Origin of the sequence: Tabrizicola sp. (genome assembly GCF_030373185.1) — a bacterium.
GTDB lineage: Bacteria > Pseudomonadota > Alphaproteobacteria > Rhodobacterales > Rhodobacteraceae > Tabrizicola.
In genome coordinates, this window is the sequence record NZ_JAUCZH010000004.1 from 212,503 (window position 1) to 236,036 (window position 23,534).

The 23,534-nt window shown below is 62.9% G+C and carries 21 protein-coding genes and 2 tRNA genes; 15 read left to right on the forward strand and 8 right to left on the reverse strand.

The window, feature by feature from the left end; all coding sequences use genetic code 11:
- Positions 1-23 precede the first annotated feature (23 nt).
- The 5 genes from QUV21_RS09335 to QUV21_RS09355 form a co-directional block, all read right to left on the reverse strand.
- Positions 24-1,211, reverse strand: a complete 1,188-nt coding sequence (locus tag QUV21_RS09335) for an aminotransferase class I/II-fold pyridoxal phosphate-dependent enzyme (protein ID WP_300854450.1) — start codon at positions 1,209-1,211, stop codon at positions 24-26.
- A gap of 93 nt (positions 1,212-1,304) precedes the next feature.
- Positions 1,305-1,853, reverse strand: coding sequence for a sarcosine oxidase subunit gamma family protein (locus QUV21_RS09340; protein ID WP_300854452.1), 549 nt, complete (start codon positions 1,851-1,853; stop codon positions 1,305-1,307).
- Positions 1,846-4,755 (reverse strand): sarcosine oxidase subunit alpha family protein, encoded by a 2,910-nt coding sequence (locus QUV21_RS09345; protein ID WP_300854454.1) that lies wholly within the window; start codon positions 4,753-4,755, stop codon positions 1,846-1,848. The genes QUV21_RS09340 and QUV21_RS09345 overlap by 8 nt, the downstream gene beginning before the upstream one ends.
- Positions 4,752-5,015, reverse strand: coding sequence for a sarcosine oxidase subunit delta (locus tag QUV21_RS09350; protein ID WP_300854456.1), 264 nt, complete (start codon positions 5,013-5,015; stop codon positions 4,752-4,754). The genes QUV21_RS09345 and QUV21_RS09350 overlap by 4 nt, the downstream gene beginning before the upstream one ends.
- A gap of 90 nt (positions 5,016-5,105) precedes the next feature.
- Entirely contained in the window at positions 5,106-6,356 is a 1,251-nt protein-coding gene (locus QUV21_RS09355; RefSeq protein WP_300854458.1) for a sarcosine oxidase subunit beta family protein, read from the reverse strand.
- Positions 6,357-6,538: 182 nt separating this feature from the next.
- Between QUV21_RS09355 and QUV21_RS09360 the strand changes: the two genes are divergently transcribed.
- A complete protein-coding gene (locus QUV21_RS09360) occupies positions 6,539-7,360 on the forward strand; it encodes a hypothetical protein (protein ID WP_300854460.1) in 822 nt (273 codons plus the stop codon).
- Positions 7,361-7,381: 21 nt separating this feature from the next.
- Here the strand turns inward: QUV21_RS09360 and QUV21_RS09365 are convergent, their stop codons facing one another.
- On the reverse strand, positions 7,382-8,815 hold the full coding sequence (locus QUV21_RS09365; protein WP_300854462.1) for a Glu/Leu/Phe/Val dehydrogenase: 1,434 nt from the start codon (positions 8,813-8,815) through the stop codon (positions 7,382-7,384).
- 425 nt (positions 8,816-9,240) lie between these two features.
- On the opposite strand from QUV21_RS09365, the gene QUV21_RS09370 reads away from it, so the two are divergent.
- The 6 genes from QUV21_RS09370 to glpX all read left to right on the forward strand — a co-directional run bounded on the left by QUV21_RS09370 (position 9,241) and on the right by glpX (position 14,898).
- Positions 9,241-10,962 carry a TadE/TadG family type IV pilus assembly protein gene (locus QUV21_RS09370; protein ID WP_300854464.1) on the forward strand — a complete coding sequence of 574 codons (1,722 nt, stop codon included), beginning with the start codon at positions 9,241-9,243 and terminating at the stop codon, positions 10,960-10,962.
- The gene (locus QUV21_RS09375; RefSeq protein WP_300854466.1) at positions 10,959-11,516 is read left to right on the forward strand and encodes a TadE/TadG family type IV pilus assembly protein; all 558 of its coding nucleotides are present in this window, start codon (positions 10,959-10,961) and stop codon (positions 11,514-11,516) included. Before QUV21_RS09370 ends, QUV21_RS09375 begins: the two co-directional genes overlap by 4 nt.
- Positions 11,516-12,094, forward strand: coding sequence for a hypothetical protein (locus tag QUV21_RS09380; RefSeq protein WP_300854467.1), 579 nt, complete (start codon positions 11,516-11,518; stop codon positions 12,092-12,094). Before QUV21_RS09375 ends, QUV21_RS09380 begins: the two co-directional genes overlap by 1 nt.
- 77 nt (positions 12,095-12,171) lie before the next feature.
- Entirely contained in the window at positions 12,172-12,372 is a 201-nt protein-coding gene (locus QUV21_RS09385) for a hypothetical protein (protein ID WP_300854469.1), read from the forward strand.
- Between the two features lie 82 nt (positions 12,373-12,454).
- The gene (locus tag QUV21_RS09390) at positions 12,455-13,753 is read left to right on the forward strand and encodes a homoserine dehydrogenase (protein ID WP_300854470.1); all 1,299 of its coding nucleotides are present in this window, start codon (positions 12,455-12,457) and stop codon (positions 13,751-13,753) included.
- A 179-nt stretch (positions 13,754-13,932) separates the two neighbouring features.
- Entirely contained in the window at positions 13,933-14,898 is a 966-nt protein-coding gene (gene glpX / locus QUV21_RS09395; protein WP_300854472.1) for a class II fructose-bisphosphatase, read from the forward strand.
- 56 nt (positions 14,899-14,954) lie between these two features.
- Here the strand turns inward: glpX and QUV21_RS09400 are convergent, their stop codons facing one another.
- Positions 14,955-15,290, reverse strand: a complete 336-nt coding sequence (locus QUV21_RS09400; protein WP_300854475.1) for a cupin domain-containing protein — start codon at positions 15,288-15,290, stop codon at positions 14,955-14,957.
- A 178-nt stretch (positions 15,291-15,468) separates the two neighbouring features.
- Between QUV21_RS09400 and recJ the strand changes: the two genes are divergently transcribed.
- From recJ to QUV21_RS09440, 8 genes are all read left to right on the forward strand, one after another.
- Positions 15,469-17,217, forward strand: coding sequence for a single-stranded-DNA-specific exonuclease RecJ (gene recJ, locus QUV21_RS09405; protein ID WP_300854478.1), 1,749 nt, complete (start codon positions 15,469-15,471; stop codon positions 17,215-17,217).
- A 71-nt stretch (positions 17,218-17,288) separates the two neighbouring features.
- Positions 17,289-17,363, forward strand: a tRNA-Glu gene (locus QUV21_RS09410).
- A gap of 154 nt (positions 17,364-17,517) precedes the next feature.
- Positions 17,518-18,276 (forward strand): lytic transglycosylase domain-containing protein, encoded by a 759-nt coding sequence (locus QUV21_RS09415; RefSeq protein WP_300854897.1) that lies wholly within the window; start codon positions 17,518-17,520, stop codon positions 18,274-18,276.
- Positions 18,277-18,322: 46 nt separating this feature from the next.
- Positions 18,323-18,397: transfer RNA gene (locus QUV21_RS09420), tRNA-Glu, on the forward strand.
- 101 nt (positions 18,398-18,498) lie between these two features.
- Entirely contained in the window at positions 18,499-19,713 is a 1,215-nt protein-coding gene (locus QUV21_RS09425; protein WP_300854481.1) for an ABC transporter substrate-binding protein, read from the forward strand.
- A gap of 58 nt (positions 19,714-19,771) precedes the next feature.
- Entirely contained in the window at positions 19,772-20,647 is an 876-nt protein-coding gene (locus QUV21_RS09430; protein ID WP_300854483.1) for an ABC transporter permease subunit, read from the forward strand.
- Positions 20,637-21,443, forward strand: a complete 807-nt coding sequence (locus QUV21_RS09435) for an ABC transporter permease subunit (RefSeq protein ID WP_300854485.1) — start codon at positions 20,637-20,639, stop codon at positions 21,441-21,443. Before QUV21_RS09430 ends, QUV21_RS09435 begins: the two co-directional genes overlap by 11 nt.
- Entirely contained in the window at positions 21,440-22,477 is a 1,038-nt protein-coding gene (locus tag QUV21_RS09440; RefSeq protein WP_300854487.1) for an ABC transporter ATP-binding protein, read from the forward strand. Before QUV21_RS09435 ends, QUV21_RS09440 begins: the two co-directional genes overlap by 4 nt.
- Before the next feature lie 7 nt (positions 22,478-22,484).
- On the opposite strand, the gene QUV21_RS09445 is transcribed toward QUV21_RS09440, so the two are convergent.
- Positions 22,485-23,519 (reverse strand): diguanylate cyclase, encoded by a 1,035-nt coding sequence (locus QUV21_RS09445; RefSeq protein WP_300854490.1) that lies wholly within the window; start codon positions 23,517-23,519, stop codon positions 22,485-22,487.
- Positions 23,520-23,534 lie beyond the last annotated feature (15 nt).

Consider the following 23,534-nt stretch of genomic DNA (forward strand, 5'->3'; position numbering starts at 1 on the left):
GCGTGGCCGACGCCGAAACCTGATCAGACCCGCGCCTCGGCTGCTGCTTCGACAATGGCATCCGCGATGTAGTCAAGCTCCGGCCCGGTCAGGCGGGTCGGAAGCCGCACGTCGCAAGCGCGCATCAGCATGGCACGGGTCTGCGGCAATTCAGGCTGATCGCCAAGAAACTGCCAGTTCCAGAAGGCCCTTGCGTTGCCTTCGCTCAGGCCAAACACCTGAACCGCCACGCCGCGCGCCTTGGAGGCGGCCTGAAAGCCCAGCGCCTGCGCGTCTGTCCAGTCGCCCGACAGGTTGAACTGAATCGAATCGGGCGCCCGCACTTCCGGCCCAAGCGGATCCGGCACCGACAGATGCGCCGAGGCGTTCAGCCTTGCCGCCACATGGTCATGGTTCGCCCGCCCTTTTTCGACCCGCTCTGCCACCAGGGGCAGTTGCGGACGGATCACGGCGGCTGACAGGTTCTGCATCCTCAGATTATACAAAGGCAGCTTGTTCTGCCAATGCGCGCACGAGTTTGACAGGCCGGGGTGCTTTTTCCAGTTCGTTTCATAGGCGCCCGACATGATGATCGCCCGCGCGGCGATTTCCGGGTCATCGGTGATCATGATGCCACCTTCGCCCGCGTTCACCATCTTGTAGGACTGAAAGCTGAAGCAGCCGACCTTGCCGATCGTGCCGATGTTGCGCCCGCCCCAGACCGTGCCAAGGCTGTGCGCCGCGTCCTCGATCACCGGGATGCCCGCCGCATCGCACAGCGCCATGATCGCGTCCATGTCCGAGGTATGTCCCCGCATATGGCTGATCATTACTGCGCCTGCGCCCGGCAACTTGGCAGCGAAATCTTCCATGTTCACACGGTAGTTTTCGCCCACTTCCACCAGAACCGGCTCACAATCGGCATGAACGACCGAAGACGGGACTGCGGCAAAAGTGAAGGCCGGGATAAGAACCTTCGCACCGCGCGGCAGGTCCAGCGCCTTCAGCGCCAGAAACAGCGCCGCCGAACAGGATGACACTGCAAGCGCGTAGCGCGTTCCCAGAAGGGCGGCAAACTCGGCCTCCAGCAGGGCCACGGGCGCATCCTGAGGTGCGGTATAGCGAAACAGGTCACCCGAGGAGAGCAGCCTGTCAATCTCGGCCCGCGCGGCTTCGGGGATCGGTTCGGCGTCATAGACGTTCGGGGCGATTGTCTGACCGTCGGGGGCCATGTTGCACCTTTTCTGAAACTCAGGTTCAGGAAAGATGTAAACCCCTGTTCCGTGACGCGCCAGTGACAAGTTTCCGCTCAGGTGGCTTTCCGCCTAGGATTTCATCGCCGCGCGCGCCGCAAGGGCCTGCATCGCTGCCTCAAACTCGTGCCAGGCGGTGCGGGCCATCGACCGGAAGACCATCACCTCGAAAGCATAATCGCCGGTCCGCAGGATCACCGCGTTCATGTGGTTGACCGGCGCCCGGACCACCCGCCCCACCGGAAAGGCCGAAAGCCGCAGGTCCAGCGGCACCAGACGCGCCAGCACATCCACCGCCCCCGGGCCACCCAGCGCCAGAACCGCCCAGCCATCGGTCTGATCGCTGACCGCAGCACCTTCCAGCGTCGGCGGCACCACGCCAGTCAGAAACGCCTGATCCCGCCCGTTCCAGACAATCCGCGTGCCTTTCTTTTCGATGAAAGCATTTGGCGCGGGGAAGGTCAGCCCAATGGATTTCAACCCCTTGGCCAAAGCCTTCGCCCCATCCGGGTAGACCGCGACCGAGGTGATCGGCCCGACTTCAGCCTCGGCGAGGGTGGCCCCGGCAAGATGCTGCGCCGAAAAGCCTTCAAGTGCGGATTTGGCAATAAGTTCAGGCACGAAGTTTCTCCCCCTCGGGGTCGTGGAAGACGGGGTGGCAGACCTCGCAGATCACGTCCAGCCCGCGCAAATGATCAACCAGCCGGATGCGTTCACCCACCCGCGCGCGACCGTCCTTCAGGAAGCCCAAGCCCAGCCATGCCCCAACCGTGGGCGACCAGCCGACCGAGGTGACATAGCCTTGATCGGTCTCACGGTGGATTTCCATCCCCGGCACAAACAGATGAGCCCCGGCGCTGATCGTGTCGGCGGCTTTCAGGCCGACCAGCTGTTCACGCTCTGGCCCCCACATCCCCGGCCGCTGCGCGGCGGCCTTGCCGATGCAGTCCTTCTTGGCGCTGACCATCTTTTCCATGCCGATGTCATGCGCGGTGATCCGCCCGTGGATTTCGGCATGGGTGATGAAGCCCTTTTCGATCCGAAGAACGTTCAGCGCCTCCATCCCGTAAGGCCCACCGCCCATGGTTTCTGCCCGGGCCAGCAGATCGCGGAACAAGGCCTCGCCAAAGCGGGTTGGCACGGCAACCTCATACCCCTCTTCACCGCTGAAACTGATCCGGAAGAGCCGCCCGTCAACCCCGCCGATCCGCACCGGAGCGACGCCCATGAAGGGCAGGTCAACCGGCGCTTCAAGAAAGGAATTCACCAGCTCCCGCGCCTTCGGCCCGGCAATGGCAAACTGCGCCCAAGCCTCGGTGGCCGAGATGAACCGCACCTGCCAATCGGCACAAAACGCCTGATGCACGAAATCCAGATGCCGCATCACCAGCCCCGCCGCCGCGGTGGTGGTGGTCATGAGGTAGTGATCAGCCCCCAACCGGGCGCTGGTGCCATCGTCCAGCACCAACCCGTCTTCACGCAGCATCAGACCATAGCGCACCCGACCCACTGGCAGCGTCGAAAAGGTGTTGGTATAGACGAAATCAAGGAACCGCCCGGCGTCCTTGCCCTGAATGTCGATCTTGCCCAACGTCGAGACATCGGCCACCCCGACCGCCTGCCGGACCATCATGACCTCGCGGTCACAAGCCTCGCGCCAGGTTTTCTCGCCCGGCTTGGGGAAATAGCTGGGCCGATACCACAGCCCCGCCTCGATCATCGGCGCGCCCCGGTCGCGGCTGGCCTGATCACTGGTCAGGAACCGCTGCGGCGCGAAGCCCTCGCCCCGGCCACCAGCCCCCATCGCGGCGATGGAAACCGGCACATAGGGCGGGCGGAAGGTGGTGGTTCCGGTTTCAGGTATCCCCCGCCCCGTCGCATCCGCCAAAACCGCCAGCGCCGAGACGTTGGACGATTTCCCCTGGTCAGGCGCCATGCCTTGCGTGGTGTAGCGCTTCATATGCTCGACACTGCGGAAACCTTCCTGCGCGGCCAGCTTCACGTCCTTGGTCGTCACGTCATTGGCAAAGTCGAGCCATGCCCGCCCCTTGCCTTCCACCGCCCATACCGGCTTCAGGCCATAGGGCGCATCTTCGGCTTCCGGCAGATCGATGCTGACCTTCCGGCCCAGCGCCAGCGCCATCTTCAGCGCCGCCGCGTGGCCAGTGGCCAAGGCACCATGCGTCGACATCGACCCGTTCGCAGCACCCACCGCGACCAGCCCCGGCACCGCCCCGTCCATCGGCACGAAGGCTGCAAGCTCCGCATCCCAACGCGGGCGGCCGTTCATGTGGCAGGTCAGGTGCAAGGTCGGGTTCCAGCCGCCTGACATCGCCAGACAATCGGTCTCGATCTCGAAGGTCTCGCCCCCCTTGCGCACCTGAATGCCGGTCAGCCCCAGCCGACCCCGGCTGCCAACAACCTCGGCCCCCAGATGCACCGGGCAATCTTCAACGGCGCTTGCGTCCGGGCGCGGGTCGATGATCGCGGCCACCTGCACCCCGGCCGCCATCAGATCACGCGCCACACCCCGTGCGGCGTCGGTATTGGCAAACACCGCTACCCGCTTGCCCGGGCTGACCCCGTAACGGTTCAGGTAGGTCCGCACCGCCGAGGCCATCATGATCCCCGGTCGGTCGTTGTTCTCAAACGCAATCGGCCGCTCCAGCGCGCCGGTTGCCAGCACGGCATGCGGTGCCACGATCCGCCAGAAACATTCGCGCGGCAGGTTCGGGCGCGCGGGCTTGTGCAGCCCCACCCGCTCCAGAGCGCCATAGGTGCCGTGGTCATAGGCCCCGGTCACGGCCGTCCGCGTCATGATCCGGACATTCGGCATCGCGGTCAGTTCGGCCACCACGCTGGCAACCCAATCCCCTGCCGACATCCCGCCGATCATCCCGCCATCCGACAACAGGCGCCCACCGATCTGATGACTTTCCTCGGCCAGAATCACATCCGCCCCGGCCTGCCCGGCGGTCAAGGCCGCCATCAACCCGGCCGGGCCAGACCCGATCACCAGCACGTCACAAAACGCAAAGGCCTTTTCATAGACCCCCTCATCATGCTTTCCCGACAGGCTTCCCAGCCCCGCAGCGCGCCGGATGATCGGCTCATAAAGCCCTTCCCAGAAGGCTCGCGGCCACATGAACGTCTTGTAATAGAACCCAGCGCTCAGGAACGGCGACAGATAGTCATTCACCGCCAGAAGATCGAACCGCAGGCTACCCAAACGGTTCTGGCTTTGCGTCACCAGCCCCTCGAACACCTCCTGCACGGTCGCCCGCACGTTCGGTGTCTGGTTCTTCGGCCCCAAGACCTCGACCAGCGCGTTCGGCTCTTCGGACCCGGCGGTCAGCACCCCACGCGGGCGGTGATACTTGAACGACCGCCCGATCAGCCGCACGTCATTGGCCAGAAGTGCCGAGGCCAGCGTATCGCCCTTGTAGCCGGCATAATCCTTGCCATCGAACCGAAAGCGCACCGGCTTCGTGCGGTCGATCAGCCCCTTGCCGTCGATCCTCATTTCGCCCTCTCCGCCACCAATTCCACAGCTGATATCTCATGAGTCACCGTGTTGCGCGTGACCAAAAGCCACTGCGCGCAGCCCGCCTCGTGATACCAAAGGTCGCGCGTCATCCCCGCCGGATTGTCCCGCAGATGCAGATAGTTGTCCCACGCCGCAGGCTCTGCATCGACTTCGGGGCGGTGCAGATAATCTTCCGCTCCATAGTAATGGAACTCTCGCCGGTCCCGTTCACCGCAAAGGGGGCATTTCAGGCGCATGACTCTTCCCGCATTTTCTGTCCCCAATTATCCCCGCCCGAGGCTTCCGCACGTTCCGCAAGGTGCAACCCTTCCCGCATCTCGTCCCCCTCAATGCAGGTTATGCTGGCTGCCGGTGCCTTCTTCGTCCAGAAGATGCCCAGTCGCAAAGCGGTTCAAACGGAATTTGCGCGCAACCTCGTGGCTTTCGCCGGTCGCCATCAGATGCGCCATGCACCAGCCACTTGCCGGCACGGCCTTGAACCCACCGTAGTTCCAGCCGCAATCGATGAACAGCCCCTCGACATGCGTCTTGTCGATGATCGGGCTGCCATCCGGCGACATGTCCATGATCCCGCCCCAGCTGCGCAAGACCTTGGCCCGCCCGATCATCGGCATCAGAGTCATCCCGGCTTCCATCACATGTTCGACCATCGGCAGGTTCCCCCGGCTGGCGTAGCTTGCGTAGAAATCCAGATCGCCCCCGAAAACCAGCCCGCCCTTGTCGGACTGGCTGATATAGAAATGCCCCATGCCGAAACTGACGACATGGTTGATCACCGGCTTCAGGCCCTCGGTCACGAAGGCCTGAAGGACATGGCTTTCGATCGGCAACCGCATCCCCGCCATCGCGGCGACCTGACTTGACCGCCCCGCCACGATGATCGCCACCTTCTTGGCCCGGATCGCCCCGCGTGAGGTCTGCACCCCCTTCACCACACCGTTTTCGATGTCGATCCCCGTTACCTCGCAGTTCTGGATCAGGTCCACCCCGCGCCGGTCGGCCCCGCGCGCATAGCCCCAGGCCACCGCATCATGCCGGGCGCTGCCCCCCCGAGGGTGCAACAAGCCGCCATAGATCGGAAACCGCGTCTGCTCGAAATCCAGATAGGGCAGGTGTTCGCGCACACCTTCCCGGTCCAGCAGGATTGCATCATCGCCCTGATTGATCATCGCATTGCCGCGCCGGGCGAAGGCATCGCGCTGGCCGTCGGAATGGAAAAGGTTGATCAGCCCGCGCTGCGAATGCATCACGTTGTAGTTCAGCTCGGCTTCCAGCCCTTCCCATAGTTTGAGGCTGTGGCTGTAGAATTCCGAATTGCCCGGCAGAAAGTAGTTGGCCCGGACAATGGTTGTGTTCCGCCCGATGTTGCCCGACCCGATATAGCCCTTCTCAAGCACCGCGACATTCGTCAGCCCGTGGTTCTTGGCCAGATAGAAGGCCGTCGCCAGCCCGTGTCCGCCACCGCCGATGATGATCGCGTCATATTCGGCCTTCGGTGCCGGGTCGCGCCATGCCGGCTTCCAGCCCTTGTTGCCGAAAAGCCCTTCGGTGATGACCTTCAGACCTGAATAGCGCATGGGTGAACCTTTCCTGTCGCTTTCATCTGACCGCGACAGCCACGGTTATTCAATACGCTTGCGCGTTTTCCGCGCCAAATGACGACACCATGCGTCGCAATCGAACGGCGCACCACAGGGTTGATCGCGGGTTGCACACCGTGCAAGCCTCGCCTGATCAGCTTTTTCAACCCGGATGGCCAATGACCTGCACACACCCACTTCTCGCTCTATGCCTTGCCACTGCTGGCTTTTCCGCGGTTCCCGCGCTGGCCGAAGACAGCCGTGGCTGGCGCACAGGCTCTGGCGCACCTTACCCATCCGACAGCTTTCGGGTTGCGCATTACGTCAGCGACGGGCTGCTTGCCGGTGACAAGGTCAGCCTTGTCTTCGGCAGTTCCGGCACCAATCCGATCGCACTTTACAACATCCTGGGAGACCCGGATGGCATGGTGGACGCCTTTTTGCAGGTGGATCAGGACTTCCCCGATCTGATCCCGTCGCTGCAAGAGTACTGCTTCCTGCGGCCCTCGGTCGGCAATGACGAAGACGCGCTCGCGTTTTGCGTTCTCGAAGACCTGATGGCCGACGCCTACGCCGAACTTTCCGTCCTGGTGGATTTCTCCGACCTGATCCAAGGCGACGACCCCGTCCACCGTGTTGGGGCTGCGGGCGCAACCGACAGGGTGACGAATACCTTCATTCCGTTTGTGGAAGTCCAGCAAGGCGCAACCTGCAGCAATGATCTGGCCGCAACGATCTGCGCGGTCTGCTTTGCGGATTTCCAGTCGCTTGCCTTCGGCGAGGGGGGCGAGAGCTGCGGAGCCTCGATCGAAACGCCTGGCCTGGCAGCGGTTCAGATGACGATGCCATGGTTCGACTTCATCAGCCTTCCGATCGGCAGCGCAACGGATTTCGGCCAACTCAAGCTGACCGTGAGGCTTGTCAGACAGTCAGGCAAGACCTTCGATATCTCATACGAAAGCGGTGATCTGATGGCGGCGCTGTTCGGCCCCAGAGGCTGACACCCCCCCGGGGCCGAATGCCTAAAGCCCCTTGGACCGGTAGGTCTGCGCCACCCTGCTGATCGACACGATATAGGCGGCGACACGCAGATCCTCGACCCCTTCGCGGCCGTGCCAGACTTCGCGCATGGCCTGATAGGCCGTCCGCATCGTGTCATCGAGGCCAGAGCGCACCAGCGCAAGCTCGTCAGAGCCTTGCAGGAACTTCTCCTTGAACCCCGCGCCCAGCGTCCAGCCAAGATGCTGGTCCGCGCTCAGCCGTTCCAGTTCCTCGACCAGAAGCCGGCTTCGCGCTTCTTCCGCCCGGCGCTGCATCCGGCCAAACCGGATGTGGGACAGGTTCTTGACCCATTCGAAATAGGACACCGTAACCCCACCCGCATTGGCATACATGTCAGGGATGATCACGCAGCCCTTTTGCCGCAGGATCTCGTCCGCGCCAAAAGTGATCGGGCCGTTGGCCGCCTCGATGATCAGCGGCGCCTTGATCCGGGCGGCGTTCTCAAGGTTGATGACTCCTTCCAGAGCAGCCGGGATAAGCAGGTCGCAGTCTTCTTCCAGCACGGCCGCGCCATCGGCCACATGGGTGCCGCCGGGGTAACCCTCCATCAACCCGCCGTGACCGTTCATCCAATGGCGCACATCTTCCACGTCAAGCCCGGCCGGATCCAGCAAGGCACCATCCCGTTCGATGATGGCGATGACCTTGCAGCCGTCTTCCTCGCTCAGGAACTTGGCGGCGTGATAGCCCACATTGCCAAGGCCCTGAATGATCACCCGCTTGCCGTCCAGCCCACCGGACAGGCCTGCCCGGGCCACATCTTCGGGGTGGCGGAAGAACTCGCGCAGCGCGTATTGCACGCCGCGACCGGTTGCCTCGACCCGGCCCTGAATCCCGCCGGCGTGGGGCGGCTTTCCGGTCACGCAGGCCTTGCCGTTGATGTCGGTGGTGTTCATCCGCATGTACTGATCCGCGATCCATGCCATCTCACGCTCACCCGTCCCCATGTCGGGGGCGGGGACGTTCTGGGCCGGATGGATCAGGTCGCGCTTGATCAGTTCATAGGCGAAGCGGCGCGTGATCTGTTCCAGTTCATGTTCGTCCCACTGTCGCGGGTCGATGCACAACCCGCCCTTGGACCCCCCGAACGGCGTTTCCACCAAGGCGCATTTGTAGGTCATCAGCGCGGCCAGCGCCTCTACCTCGTCCTGATTGACCGACAGCGCAAATCGGATGCCGCCCTTTACCGGTTCCATATGTTCCGAATGGACGGAACGGTAACCGGTGAAAGTCTCGATCTTGCCGCGCAGGCGCACGCCGAAGCGGACCGTGTATGTCGAATTGCAGACGCGGATCTTCTGTTCCAGTCCGGGGCTCATGTCCATGAGCTTCGCAGCCCGGTTGAACATCAGATCGACCGATTCACGAAAACTCGGCTCTCCGGTGACTTGCATGCCTTCCCTCCCTGTCCGGCAGGGCGCTTGACCCGCGCCCGGGGCAACCGTAACGCCCAATTCTCGCTTGTGAACCCGGGAACTGTGCCTTTGGCCGATGGTAGCGTTACCGGCCCTGACCACATCCTTGCGAAGGGACGTAACGAATCGGTTAAGGCGCGATAGGGAAGCGGGTCATTGAAGGACGGCATCGGGCAGGCAGATTTGACACAATTTGGTGCATTAGCCTCTTGAGCAACCCGAGACTGTTTCCAGATTCCGCAGTTTTTCATGCTTAACAGCGGAAATGCCACACTTCTGCCAGAAGTTATGCCTTAATGGATTGTTGAACTCCTGCTCTGCTGCGGGCTTGGCTGCCATTTTGAAAGGTTGCGATGATGCGTGAATCGACATTTCGGTCGGTCTTCGGACAATTGAATCTTTCCGTGAAACGCTTCCGTGATGACGAAAGCGGTGCGCTCACCTTCTTCATGCTGCTCATGTTCGTTCTGATGATCATGTTCGGCGGTATCGCGGTTGATGTGATGCGCTTTGAAACCCGCCGCGTGGCAATGCAGCAGACCCTTGACCGTGCAGCCCTTGCTGCCGCCAGCCTGACCCAGACGCGCACGCCGCAAGTGATTGCCGCCGACTGGTTTGAGAAGGCCGGCCTTGGCGAAGACCTTGCCATGGTGGAATTTTCTGATCCGACCGTCGCTGCGGTCTCGGACGCCGGTCTGCGCCGGGTGACCATGTCCGCCCGGGTCCGGTCCTACAACTTCTTCATGGGCATTTTCTCGGACAACGACTACCTTGACGGCCCGACCCATACCGAAGCCGCGCAAGGCGTGTCGGAGATCGAGGTCATCATGGTTCTCGACATTACAGGGTCGATGGGCGGAAGTGCTGGAAACGGCAAGACCAAGATTGAAGCGCTGCGTGACGCCGCCTCCGACTTTGTCACAATCGTCAAAGGAAATGACACCAAGGATGGGGTTTCGATCGGCCTGGTGCCTTACGCCGCACAGGTGAACATCCCGGTGAATCTGCGCGACCAGTTCACCGCGATCAACATCTCGACCTGGGACGGTATCGCGAATGCCGGCGTTCCCAATATCAACTGCTTTGAATTTCCGACCAGCACCTACGGCACCACCGGCATATCATTGACGACCCCTATCAGGATGGCAGCTGTGGCGGACGCCAACAACGGCGTTTCGAACACGACCAGCTTCCTTGCGCCGGTGGCTCCCAATGCCGCGTCGCGCGCCTGCACGACGGTGAACGACGTAGCTTCGACGGCGCACAACGAAGCCACCGCAAATCAGGTCTTCCTGCCGACCAAGAACGGTGATGCCGTGAAGGAACGGATCTCGCGCCTTGTCGCGGCAGGCAACACCTACATCGCCGTGGGCATGCGCTGGGGAACCGCGCTGATCGACGAGAGCGCGCGCCCGATCTACACCGCAATCGGTGACGCTTCGGTCGCAGGCCGCCCGGCCAACAACGACTCCATCGAAACCCGGAAGATCATCATCCTGATGACCGACGGATCGCATGTCACGAACCAGTACATCCTTGATGCCTACAAGACCGGCTTGTCGCCCATCTGGCGTGGTTCTTCGGATGGCAACTTTGCCATCCGCTATACCAACGGTGGTCCGGCCCGGACCAACGGCACGCGGCCGAGTTGCGCAGGGAGCAGAACCTACTTCGTGCCGCACCTGCAAAGTGCGCAATCATGCCAGTCAGGTGCCTGGCTTTCAACGCCGTCCTGGACCGGCAGCGGCACCGTGCGCCAGCTCGACTGGAGCGAAGTCTGGCGCTATGTGCGGGTCAGTTGGGTCGCCCGGCAGCTTTACATGCGGTCAAACGTCAGCGGGACGGGTACCTACAACACGATCATGGGCCAGTTCCGCGGAACTTACCTGTCCAGCACAACCAACATGAACACCCTGCTGCAACAGAACTGCACAGCGGCCCGCAACGCCGGTGTTGAGATCTACGGGATCGCCTTTGCCGCTCCGACGGGCGGACAGACCCAGATCAACGGCTGCGCGTCATTCCCCAAGGAAAACTACTACTTCAACGCAACCGACGGCGACAAACTGCAGGCCGCGTTCAGGCAGATTGCCACCGACATCTCGGAACTGAGGCTGACCCAATGACCCGCCTTCGCGCCTTCATTGCCGATGAACGCGGCACCGCGACGATCGAGTTCGTGCTGATCATCCCGGTCGTCCTGCTGATCTTCATGGCATCGATGGAAAGCAGCCTGTTCATGGCGCGAAGCGTGATGCTGGAGCGCAGTGTGGACATCGTGGTGCGCGACATCCGGCTGGGCAGCCTGAGCGGGCTGACCCATGCCCAGCTCAAGCGTCGCATCTGCGAAACCAGCGCCTTGGTCTATTCGATCGACACTTGCGTCGATGCGATGCGGATCTGGATGCAGCCGATCAACACCGCCGATTTCGCCATGGTCGCCCCGCCACGCAGTTGTGTGGATCGGTCTGAACCGATCGACCCCTTGCAGGAACCGACCGGCGATGAGTTCAAGTTCGGGGTAGACAATGACATCATGCTGATGCGCATCTGCCTTAAGGAAGAGCCGATGTTCCCGACCACGGTGATCGGTGCGTCGCTGATCGCGGATGAGACGGACGGAAACTATGCGCTGCTGACCACAAGCGTGTTTGTCAACGAACCAGGGTCTGGATCATAATGAAGTCGCTTCGCAACAGCCTGCGGTCATTTGCCAAGGATGAAAGCGGCGTCCTGCTGGCCGAATTCCTGCTTTTGATACCCTTCATGATCTGGGGTTTTGTCGCCCTGTTTGTCTATTGGGACGTGTTCCGGACAATCAACGTGACCCAGAAGGCCGCCTATTCTGTCGCAGACCTCTTGTCGCGTCAGGCCGTGGTGACGCCCGAGTTTGTCGATGGCCTGCAAAGCGTGCTGGCCTTCCTGACACCGGGAACACCGGACTCTCGCATTCGGATCACCAGCATGGAATACGACGCTGGTGACGATGAATATGACCTGCTGTTCTCCCGGTCTCCGGGCGGGAAGGTGCCAGAGCATACATCGGTGTCGATTCAATTGCTTAAGCCGCAGATTCCGATCATGGATGACCTTGATTCCGTGATCATCGTTGAAACATGGGTAGACTATGTGCCGTCCTTCGACACTGGGCTTCTGAACATGACGCCGGGCGTGGACAATCAGACCTTCATGCAGTTCATCGTGACCCGGCCGCGGACGCGCAGGCTTTGCCTTGCCGGATCGGTGACTTGCGTCTGATTGTCGCGACGCCGGATTGATGCGGAATGAGCCCGGCAAACCCGGCTTGGGCGCTTTGGATCAGATTGGAGTCTGGCTTGCCCAAGCGTCTTGTCATGGTTCCAGCACTGCTTGCGCTTTGCGCCTGTGGCAATTGGGTGAACCAGGGCGAACAGACTCCTATTCTGCCGATTGAAAGCTTGCTGGCTCAGGCTGAATTGGCCGGCCCCGATCCCGGCCCCGGGCTTGCCGCCCGCGCGGCGGCCCTTCGCGCGCGCGCCGCAAGCATTGCACCCTGAGCGCCACGCGCCTGACAGCGTTGCACCCCGCCCGGCTTCCGGCTAACAGACAGGGGTTCGCCATCAGCCTGAGGTTCCGCCCATGTCCGCCGCCCCCTTGCGTCTTGGTCTTGCCGGCCTTGGAACCGTCGGCATCGGTGTGGTCAAGATCGTTCAGGCCCATGCCGACCTGATCGCCGCACGGTCTGGCCGCGCCGTGTCGATCACAGCCGTCTCTGCGCGGGATCCAAAGAAGAACCGAGACGCAGACCTTTCCGCCTATGCTTGGGAAACCGACCCGGTGGCCCTGGCCAGCCGCAATGATGTCGATGTCTTCGTCGAGGTGATGGGTGGCCATGACGGCCCCGCCAAGGCCGCGACTGAAGCTGCCATCGCTGCGGGCAAGGATGTGGTCACCGCCAACAAGGCGCTCTTGGCCCACCACGGCCAGGCCCTAGCCCTTGCAGCCGAAACCGCAGGCAGCACCCTTCGGTTCGAGGCTGCGGTCGCCGGTGGCATCCCGGTGATCAAGGCGCTGACTGAAGGTCTTGCCGGCAACCGGATCAAGCGCGTCATGGGGGTGATGAATGGTACCTGCAATTATATCCTGACCCGGATGCAATCGGCGGGCCTGCCCTATGACGCGGTGTTCGAGGAAGCCCGACAGCTTGGCTATCTGGAGGCCGACCCGAACCTTGATGTCGGCGGCATCGATGCGGGCCACAAGCTTTCGCTGCTTGCTGCCATCGCTTTCGGAACCCGCGTCAGTTTTGACGCGGTGGAACTGGAAGGCATCGGCAATGTCTCGATCGACGATATCCGTCTGGCTGATGACATGGGCTACCGGATAAAACTTCTGGGCGTCGCCCAGATGACCGGGCGCGGGCTGGAACAGCGCATGACCCCTTGTCTGGTGCCAGCCGACAGCCCCCTTGGCCAGTTGCAGGGCGGAACGAACATGGTCGTTCTGGAAGGCGACAGCGTTGGCCAGATCGTCCTGCGTGGCCCCGGTGCCGGGATGGGGCCAACCGCCAGCGCCGTCATGGCCGACGTGATCGACATCGCCCGTGGCCTGCGTCTTCCCACGTTTGGCATCCCTGCGGCCGATCTTGTCCAGCCCACCGCTGCCAGCGCCGCAACGCCTGCACCCTATTACCTGCGCATGACGCTGCTCGACAAGCCCGGCGCGCTGGCCAAGATCGCCACCTGCCTTGGCGAGGCTGGCATCTCCATTGACCAGATGCGACAGCTGCACCGCCCCGGGGACCGTGCTGAAGACGCGGTCGTCCTGATCGTCACCCACAAGGCCGCCCCTGCCGACATTGCCGAGGCCATGTCTCGCTTTGCCCCGACCGGCGTCCTTGTCGGCGCGCCGGTGGCAATCCGGATCGAGGAAGTCTGAAGCCCTGACGGCAGGCCTTGCAGGGCCTGCCATGCGACTGAACGCCTGTCACGCCGACTTTCGGTTCCGGCAAGGCAGGTATGGCGCTCACCCGTGCAAAACCGTTAGCGTCACCATCCTTGCCGTGCCGCGAAGCCCCGGTTAGACGGGACCGGAATTGGGGCCGGGAGGGGCATTTCATGTCGGACAAACTGAATTTTCAGGACAGGCTCCTTAGCCTTGGCCTTGGCCGGGTTTCGGAAGCTGCCGCCCTTGCCTCGGCGCGGTTGATCGGGCGCGGCGATGAAAAGGCCGCGGATCAGGCTGCCGTCAACGCGATGCGCGACCAGCTGAACCTGTTGGATATCAAGGGTGTCGTCGTGATCGGCGAAGGTGAGCGTGACGAAGCCCCGATGCTTTACATCGGTGAAGAGGTCGGAACCGGCCACGGCCCAGAGGTGGACATCGCGCTTGACCCCCTGGAAGGCACCACATTGACCGCCAAGGACATGCCGAACGCGCTGACCGTCATCGCCATGGCACCGCGCGGCACGCTGCTGCACGCCCCGGATGTCTACATGGACAAGCTCGCCATCGGCCCCGGCCACAAGCCCGGCACGGTGACCCTGACGATGACCCCGTCCGAGCGGGTCTCGGCGCTTGCATCCGCCAAGGGATGCTCCACCGAAGATATCACCGTCTGTGTCCTTGACCGCCCGCGCCATGAGGACATGATCCGCGAACTTCGGTCTACCGGTGCCGCGATCCGACTGATCACCGATGGCGACGTCGCCGGGGTGATGCATTGTGCCGAACCCGAAATCACGGGTATCGACATGTATATGGGTTCAGGCGGAGCGCCAGAAGGGGTGCTTGCGGCGGCGGCACTGAAATGCATGGGTGGCCAATTCTATGGCAAACTGCTGTTTCGCAACGACGATGAGCGCGCACGCGCACGCAAGGCTGGCATCACCAACTTCGACCGCGTCTACACCCGTGACGATCTGGTCCGCGCCGACGTGATCTTTTCGGCCACCGGCGTGACCTCCGGCTCGCTTCTGGCGGGTATCAAGCGCGAACCCGGCTGGGTCACGCTGGAGACCATCCTGATGCGGTCAAAGACCGGATCGGTGCGGCGGATGACCTACCGCAGCCCGATGCGCTGAAGCCGCCCCAAACCACAGATCGGGGTTCGCCGCCGACTGTCCGGCCCCGCAACCGGTCAGGCTTTCAGCCTGTATCGGCCCGGCTCCTCGAACACGTCGATCACCCGCGTCCCGGCCTTGATCTGCGCGCCATGTGGTGTGCCGGCTGCAATGAAGTAGCTGTCGCCGGGGCGACAGATCCTCGTCTCACTCCCGATGGTGAATTCGATCTCACCCTCGACAACCGTTCCCCATTGCGCACCGTGCGCATGGGTCGGAAGCTGCATGTCCTTCAGGAAAGTGAAGAACGCCACCAATCCCGCATCAGAGCGCACGACGGCGGTTTGCACCACGTCATCGGGAAACGGCACATCAATGCCAGGGAATGACTGGATGAAATTGGGAAAAGGCATGGGGGGTATCCTTTGCTGCAAAGCTTGGCCATTCATTAGCCTACTGGCCCAAAGCCAGCGCACGCCACCGAATTCCACGGCCCATCGCTCCATGCCGGACCAGACGTCCACCGGGACCGTTGCCGAAGCCGCGCGCACGCCCCTTGCAAGCCGCCCCCCTTTGCGGCACCCCTAGACCATGACCGCTCTCCCTGCCTTCCTGAACGTTGAAGCCTCGCTGACCGGCCGCCGCTGGACTGGCCCCGATCCTGCGCAAGACCGCCTCTCGCAGGCGATGGCGCAGACCACCCGCCTTCCCCTGCCCCTTTGCCGGATCCTCGCCACCCGTGGGGTTGCGCCCGAGGATGCACCGGCCTTCCTCGCCCCCGCCCTGCGCGACCTACTTCCCGACCCCCTCACCCTGAAGGACATGGCCCCTGCCGCCGCCCGTCTGATCCGGGCCGTGGCCGCCCGCGAGAAGATCGCCATCTTCGCTGATTATGATGTCGATGGCGGCTCATCTGCAGCGCTTCTCATCATCTGGCTGCGGGCCATGGGATGCGAAACGACCCTTTATATCCCTGACCGTATCGACGAAGGCTATGGCCCGAACGTTCCTGCGATGGCCGCTCTTGCCGCCAGTCACAGCCTGATCCTCTGTGTCGATTGCGGCACCCTGTCCCACGAACCCATTGCAGCGGCCAAGGGTGCCGATGTGGTCATCCTTGACCACCACCTCGCCTTGGAGACGCTGCCCCCCGCGCTGGCAGTCGTGAACCCCAACCGGCAGGATGAAGACGGCAGCCTTGCGCATCTGTGCGCCGCCGGTGTGGTGTTCCTGATACTGGTGGAAGCCAATCGCCAGCTGCGCGGCAACGGCCAGCAAGGCCCGGACCTGATGCCGATGCTAGACCTTGTGGCGCTGGCGACGGTGGCCGATGTCGCGCCGCTGATCGGGGTCAATCGGGCCTTCGTGCGCCAAGGGCTCAAGGTCATGGCGCGGCGGGAACGTGTTGGCCTGCGCGCGCTGGCCGATGTGGCGCGGATGGATCAGGCACCAACCGCTTACGCCTTGGGGTTTCTGCTTGGCCCCCGGGTCAACGCGGGCGGGCGGATCGGGCAGGCTGACCTTGGCGCGCGGCTTCTGGCCACCGACAACGCCACCGAGGCGATGGCGATGGCCGCACGGCTGGACCAGTTGAACACCGACCGGCGCGAGATTACCGAAGCCGTCCGCGCAGAGGCCTTGGCCCAGGCAGAATCGCGCGGGCTGGACGGCCCGCTTGTCTGGGCGGCGGCGGAAGGTTGGCACCCGGGCGTGGTGGGCATCGTCGCCGCACGCCTGAAAGAGGCGGCGCAGCGGCCTGCCATCGTGATCGGCTTTGACGGGGACGAGGGCAAAGGCTCGGCCCGGTCGATCCCCGGCGTCGATCTGGGGGCCGCAATCCAGCGCATCGCGGCCGAAGGGCTCATCGTCAAGGGCGGTGGCCACAAGATGGCTGCCGGCCTGACGCTGACCCGCGCCCAGCTTGAACCCGCAATGGCGCGGCTGGCTGACCTTCTGGCACGGCAGGGTGCTGGTGACGGCGGTCCACGGGATTTGCGGATCGACAGCCTCTTGACCACGACCGCCGCCACCGTGGACCTGCTTGAACAGATCGAAAGCGCCGGCCCCTTCGGTGCCGCCGCCCCCGCACCGCGCTTTGCATTTGCCAATGTTGCCGTCAGCGCCCGGCGGATCGGTGAAAGCCACCTGAAACTGACCGCCTCGGATGGCTCTGGTCCGGGACTGGACGCCATTGCCTTCGGGGCTTTCGACGGCCCACTTGGGCCGGCGCTGGAAAACCCCGGCCACAGGCGATTTCACCTTGCCGGGCGGCTGGAACTGAACCACTGGAACGGTCGCACCCGGGTTCAGTTGCGGCTTGAAGACGCAAGTCCGGCCTGACAGTGGCCTTTCGCAAGATTTCCCTTGCAGAACATCGGCACCCGTTTTAGACACCGCCCCACCGAAAGCGTGGCCCGTTCGTCTATCGGTTAGGACACCAGGTTTTCAACCTGGGAAGAGGGGTTCGACTCCCCTACGGGCTGCCACTCGGTTTCTCTTCACGGATATGTCAGCAGTTGACAGGCACCGCGCGACGCGCTGTGCTTGATTGCGGGCGTTTGCCCCATAAACTGACCAAAATCTTATTGAAGGTGACCCGTGATCAAGATTTCCCGCCTTGCCGCCGTTGTTGTCATCACCCTGTTGCCGCTGTCGGCACAGGCCACAAGTTGTAGTGACACCGGGGGCAAGTATGAAGGCTGGAAGGCCGAGATGGCCGCCGAGGCAAAGGCGTCCGGCGTCGGCAAGCGTGGCATTGAAGCGCTGATGGCGTCCTCCTATTCCAAGGCTACCATCGGGGCCGACCGCAACCAGAAAAGCTTCAAGTATTCCCTGGACAAGTTTCTACAGGTCCGCGGGGCAGATACGATTGTAGCGCAAGGACGGTCCCGCAAAGCCAAAAACGCCGAGTTCTATGACGCACTTGAGGCCCGATATGGCGTTCCCGCCGGCGTTCTGATCGCGATTCATGGGATGGAAACCGCTTTTGGCGGCTTCATGGGCGACACCAACGTGGTTTCAGCCATTGCCACCCTGACCTACGACTGCCGCCGGTCCGATTTCTTTCGCCCACACCTGATCGGCGCGCTCAAGCTGGTGGATCAGGGGTCGATCTCGATGGCAACGGTCGGTGCCAAACACGGTGAGCTTGGCCACACCCAGTTTCTGCCCGGCAATGCCCTGACCTATGGGGTCGATGGCAACGGCGACGGCAAGGTCGATTTCTACAACATGACCGACGCGCTTGCCTCAACTGCGAATTTCCTGCGCCAGAAGGGCTGGCAACCCGGCAAGGGCTATCAGGAAGGCGAGCCGAATTTCGAAGTGATCAAGCAATGGAACGCGGCAAAGGTCTACCAGCAGGCCATCGCGATCATGGGCGCAAGGATCGACCGCTGATTGCCCCTTGCACCTGCCCGCGCCGCGCCTTAGGAAGCGCGCCAGTGGCCCGTTCGTCTATCGGTTAGGACACCAGGTTTTCAACCTGGGAAGAGGGGTTCGACTCCCCTACGGGCTGCCACTTCCCCCTTCTGTTACAATTCGCCAACGGCCATGTGACTGGCATTCAGGGCCGGGATCGGCTTGATGTGCACAACAGTTTTGCCAGCCGGGACGTCCATCATGCTTCGCAGTCTTGCCGCCTTTCTTTTGCTGTCCACCGCCGCCGTTGCCGATACCGCCGATGGTGAGGCACTGAAGGGATTGACCTGGGATCAGGTTGTCGAACAAGCGCGCGGCGGCACGGTAAACTGGTTCATGTGGGGCGGTGCCGACAACATCAATCAATATGTCTCGGACCATATCGGCGGCATCCTGAAGCGCGACCACGGCATAACCCTGAACCGCATAGGCGTGGCCGACGCGGTAGAGGTGGTCAACATCGTGCTGTCGGAAAAAGAGGCCGGAGTGACCGACGCCGGCACCGTGGACCTGATCTGGATAAACGGTGAAAATTTCCGATCGATGAAGCAGGCCGATCTTGCCTTTTGTGGCTATACTGATCTGTTGCCGAATAACCTGCTGGTAAACTGGGACAATCCGGCGATTTCCAATGACTTCGGCGTTCCGGTCGATGGCTGCGAGGTGCCGTGGAATACGGTGCAGTTCGCTTTCGCCCATGACAGCGCCGTGCTGCCAGAGCCGCCCCGGTCGATGGCTGACCTTCTGGATTGGATCAAGGCCAACCCAGGCCAGTTCACCTATCCCGCCCCGCCGGATTTCACCGGGTCCGTCTTTGTCCGCCATGTCTTTTATCACGCGGCCGGGGGGGCAGATGCGCTGCTTGGTCCCTTTGATCAGGCAAGGTTCGATGACGCCGCCGCAAAGACTTGGGCCATCCTGAACGAGATCGAACCCTTTCTCTGGCGTGAGGGGCAGACCTATCCCAACACGATCGTCCAGATGAACGAGCTTTTCGCCAATGGCGAAGTGGCCTTTACCTTCAACTATGACCCGGCGCAGTTCGGCCTTGCGGTGCAGGCGGGAATCTATCCCGAAAGCACCCGATCCTTCGGTCTGACCGACGGCACAATCGGCAACACCAACTACACGCTGATTCCCTTCAACTCGCCCAACAAGGCAGCGGCGATGGTGGTGCAGAACCTGCTTTTGTCGGGCGAGGCGCAGTTGGAAAAGGCCAAGCCCGAGGTTTGGGGCGCATCCCCCGCTATCGAGATTTCGCGCACCGCAGCCGATGTTCAGGCCGGTTTTGCCGCGATCGAGGGCCACGCCTCGGTGGTTTCGGCCGAGGAACTGGCGAAGGCCGCGCTTCCCGAATTGCAGGCCGACTGGCTGACTGCGATCGAGGCCGGCTGGAAGGCAAACGTCGGCAACTGAACCTGCCGCTTGCCTGCGCTCGCATTTCGCGAGAGCCTGACGCCAGAGCCCAAGGGACATGACCTTGACCAAGCGGACCCGGATCATTCTGCTGCTTGCCCCGGCGCTTGTGCTTTTGGGGGGGCTGTTCTTCTCGGCCCTGGGGTTGGGGCTGCTGCGGTCACTTCGCTACATGCCGTCGATCGGGCTGTCAGAGCCTGACTTGGCCGCATACATCGCCGTTCTGTCTTCGCCGGGCTTTCTGGCGTCGCTTGGCCTGTCACTCTGGATAGCGGGTGCTTCCACGCTCATCTCGGTGATGATCGCACTTGGCGCGGCGCTCTTGCTGCGGCAGACCTTTCCCGGGCGACAGTTCATTGCATTTCTGTTCCAGTTGAACCTGACGATACCGCATATCGTCGGGGCCATTGGGATCCTTTACCTCTTTTCGCAATCCGGTGCCTTTGCCCGGCTGGCCTTTGCCGGCGGGCTGATCGGCCGACCGGGGGATTTTCCGGCGCTGGTCCATGATCCTTTTGCCATCGGGATCATCCTGCAATATGTCTGGAAAGAGGTGCCGTTCATCGGCCTGATCCTTCTGGCCAACATGCAGGCCATTGGTGAAGATCACGAGTCCACCGCCCGCAGCCTTGGGGCGACGCGCTGGCAGGCCTTTGTCCATGTCCTGTTGCCGATGCTGATGCCGGGGCTGGTTGCCGCCTCGGCGCTGGTTTTTGCCTTTGCCTTCGGGGCCTACGAGATTCCGCTGATCCTTGGCGCAAGCGCGCCCGAAGCGCTGCCAGTGCTGGCTTACCGCAGCTATACCGATGTCGATCTTGCCGCCCGGCCCGAAGCCATGGCCATGGCCATGATCATCGCACTCCTGGGCGGGGCGATGGTGCTGGTCTACGCCCGCTTTACCCGTCCGGCGGGAAGGGGGCGCAATGCGCGCTGACGTCTTTCGCCTGATCGCGGGGATTACGCTGGCGCTTTGGCTGGTGCTGCCGCTGGTGCCGCTTGCCATCTGGTCTTTCGCGCATGGCTGGCGCTTTCCCGACATCCTGCCGCGCGACTGGTCGCTGAAGGCATGGGCCTACGCGTTCTCGCCGACCTCTGGCGTCGTGGGAAGCCTTGGGCTGACCCTGTTCATCGCCGCCGCGACCACGGTCCTTGCGGCACTTGTCGGCGTGCCTGCGGGCCGTGCGCTTGGCTTGCACGCCTTTCGTGGCAAGGCGATTGTCACCCTTGTTCTCTTGGCCCCGGCCATCGTGCCGGGGATCGCGGTGGCGCTTGGGCTCCATGGGGTCTTTCTGCGGCTGGGGCTGACCGGCACGGTCAGCGGCGTGATCCTTGCGCATCTGATCCCGGTCATTCCCTATATGACGCTGATCATGGCCTCGGTTTTTTCCAGCTTTGATACCACCTATGAGGATCAGGCCCGCAGCCTTGGCGCCCGCCCCCATCAGGTGTTCATCCATGTCACCCTGCCCGCGATCCTGCCGGGGCTGATGATCGGAGCACTCTTTGCCTTTCTTGTTTCGTGGTCGCAATATTTGCTGACGCTGTCGATCGGCGGCGGCAGGGTCCAGACCCTGCCGCTGACCCTGTTCACCTTTGCCAGTTCCGGCCGCAATGATGTGACCGGGGCGATTGCGATGATCTACATCCTGCCGGGTCTCCTGGTACTTTTGTTGACCGCGCGACACCTGACCGGGCGCAATGCCGCACTGACACCAAGGGTAGCCCCATGACTGCGCTTGATCTGGCAGGGCTGACCAAACGCTACCCGGTGAATACCGCGCCCACGGTGCAAGCGCTTGACCTGACAGTTGAAAGCGGCAGCCTGACGGCGCTGCTTGGGCCATCGGGGTCCGGCAAGACGACCGTCATGAAGCTGATCGCCGGGCTTTTGACCCCGGACGAGGGCGATATCAGGCTGGGCGGCCAGTCGATCCGCGACCTGCCCCCTGAACGGCGGCGGGTGGTGATGGTGTTTCAAAGCCCGCTGCTCTTTCCACATATGACGGTGGCGGAGAATGTTGGTTTCGGTCTGCGGATGCGGGGCGTTGCGCCAAGCCAGACTGCCGCGCGCACCGCTGCCATGCTGGAAAAGGTTCGACTGACAGGGCTTGGCACCCGCCGCCCGGTCGAGTTGTCCGGTGGCCAGCAGCAGCGGGCGGCGCTGGCCCGGGCGCTGGTGTTGGAGCCGGACCTCCTTTTGCTGGATGAACCACTCTCGAACCTTGACGCATCGCTGCGCGACGAGATGCGCGATCTGATCCTGAGCTTGCAACGCGAAACCGGCGTAACCACGCTGGTCGTGACCCACGACCAATCCGAGGCGGTCATTCTGGCTGACCGGATCGCCCTTCTCCTGGACGGCAGGCTTGCGCAACATGCGACCCCGGACGAAATCTACCGCCGCCCGGCCTCCCGGGCTGTGGCCGAGTTCTTCGGGGGGGTGAACTTTCTGCCCGGACAGGCGGCTGGGGGTGTCTTTCAATCCGACCTTGGCCCGCTGCCGCTGCCGCCCGGCCACATCAAGGGCGGGAGTGTCCTGACAATCCGACCCGAGGCGATCGTGCTTGGACCGGGGCCTGATGCACGAGACGCCACAGTTCTGGCCTGCACCTTTCTTGGCACCCAGACGCGGGTCGAGCTTGATCTGGGTGGCACACGGTTGCAGGCCCTGACAAACCCGTGGGCCGCAAGCGAACTTGCGCCCGGAGACAGGGTCGACGTGACCTTGCCACAGGACGCACTTTGGCTGTTGTCCGGCAGCTGAGCCCCGCTCAGGCCCCGTGGGAGGCCAACAGAACCGCCATACCGCGCCCGGCATGTTTGGCCGCGTATAGCGCGCGGTCGGCGGCAGCAAGGATCTGGACAGCATCCGGTGCGGCAAGATCAAGTGACCGGACGATCCCGATACTGGCAGAGACGCGACAAGGCTGGCCTTCAAACGCCATCGGTTCGGAGACCCGTGCGATGATCCGCGTGGCAATGGCCTGAAGCGTTTCCGGGTCGGTTCTGCCAGACAGGATGATCACGAATTCATCGCCACCAACGCGCGCGGCACAATCCTCGGCCCGGACCTGTTCGCGAAGGATGCGGCCGACGGTCTCCAGCACGAAGTCGCCGGCGGCATGGCCCAGCGTGTCATTGACGGACTTGAAGAAATCAAGATCCATGTGCAACAGGCCGAAGGGGGCCTGCGCCGCGCACAGCCGTTCCAGCACCAGATCAGCCGCCCGCCGGTTGCGCAGGCCGGTCAGCGGATCGGTCAGAGCCTCTTCGGCGGCGGCGACGCGAGCGCCTTCAAGCCGCAGGTTCAGCCCGCGCAATTCCCGGGTGACGGCGGCATTGGCCTCGGCCAGATAAAGCAGTTCCATCGCCAGTTCGGTTGCGGCGAAATCGGCGTCGGTCAGGCAGAATTCCCGTACTGCGGCAATCAGGTCGATGCCGAAAGACAGGTTCAGCAGCACCGCACCACCCTCCGAAGGCCCACCCTCCGAAGCTCCGCCACCCAAGGCGATGTCAACGGGCAGGCGCTGGCCAAGTCCGCGCAGCCCCACCCTTTCGCGGTGGCGCGGCACGATGCGGAACCGCTGCCCGGCGCGGTCCAGAACTTCATCAACCGTGACCGCCCCACCCGGTGATCGCACTTCAAACAGATCCTGAAACCGGGCGCCGATGACGGCCTGCCCCTCAAGCACACGCATCAACGTTGGCCCGGCGCTGATGACACAGCCCGAGGCGTCAAGCAGCAGATGCATCGGCATGAAACGTGACAGGCCGTCATGCCCGATGGTCAAGACTGGTTCCTGCATTCTTTCAGTCATCTC

Bases quoted from the DNA above. Each gene is read 5' to 3' on its own strand.
- QUV21_RS09335 (WP_300854450.1), bottom strand. From the start codon at position 1,211: ATGGCCCCCGACGGTCAGACAATCGCCCCGAACGTCTATGACGCCGAA.
- QUV21_RS09345 (WP_300854454.1), bottom strand. From the start codon at position 4,755: ATGAGGATCGACGGCAAGGGGCTGATCGACCGCACGAAGCCGGTGCGC.
- QUV21_RS09350 (WP_300854456.1), bottom strand. From the start codon at position 5,015: ATGCGCCTGAAATGCCCCCTTTGCGGTGAACGGGACCGGCGAGAGTTC.
- QUV21_RS09355 (WP_300854458.1), bottom strand. From the start codon at position 6,356: ATGCGCTATTCAGGTCTGAAGGTCATCACCGAAGGGCTTTTCGGCAAC.
- QUV21_RS09360 (WP_300854460.1), top strand. From the start codon at position 6,539: ATGACCTGCACACACCCACTTCTCGCTCTATGCCTTGCCACTGCTGGC.
- QUV21_RS09365 (WP_300854462.1), bottom strand. From the start codon at position 8,815: ATGCAAGTCACCGGAGAGCCGAGTTTTCGTGAATCGGTCGATCTGATG.
- QUV21_RS09375 (WP_300854466.1), top strand. From the start codon at position 10,959: ATGACCCGCCTTCGCGCCTTCATTGCCGATGAACGCGGCACCGCGACG.
- QUV21_RS09380 (WP_300854467.1), top strand. From the start codon at position 11,516: ATGAAGTCGCTTCGCAACAGCCTGCGGTCATTTGCCAAGGATGAAAGC.
- QUV21_RS09390 (WP_300854470.1), top strand. From the start codon at position 12,455: ATGTCCGCCGCCCCCTTGCGTCTTGGTCTTGCCGGCCTTGGAACCGTC.
- glpX (WP_300854472.1), top strand. From the start codon at position 13,933: ATGTCGGACAAACTGAATTTTCAGGACAGGCTCCTTAGCCTTGGCCTT.
- QUV21_RS09400 (WP_300854475.1), bottom strand. From the start codon at position 15,290: ATGCCTTTTCCCAATTTCATCCAGTCATTCCCTGGCATTGATGTGCCG.
- recJ (WP_300854478.1), top strand. From the start codon at position 15,469: ATGACCGCTCTCCCTGCCTTCCTGAACGTTGAAGCCTCGCTGACCGGC.
- QUV21_RS09425 (WP_300854481.1), top strand. From the start codon at position 18,499: ATGCTTCGCAGTCTTGCCGCCTTTCTTTTGCTGTCCACCGCCGCCGTT.
- QUV21_RS09430 (WP_300854483.1), top strand. From the start codon at position 19,772: ATGACCTTGACCAAGCGGACCCGGATCATTCTGCTGCTTGCCCCGGCG.
- QUV21_RS09435 (WP_300854485.1), top strand. From the start codon at position 20,637: ATGCGCGCTGACGTCTTTCGCCTGATCGCGGGGATTACGCTGGCGCTT.
- QUV21_RS09440 (WP_300854487.1), top strand. From the start codon at position 21,440: ATGACTGCGCTTGATCTGGCAGGGCTGACCAAACGCTACCCGGTGAAT.
- QUV21_RS09445 (WP_300854490.1), bottom strand. From the start codon at position 23,519: ATGCAGGAACCAGTCTTGACCATCGGGCATGACGGCCTGTCACGTTTC.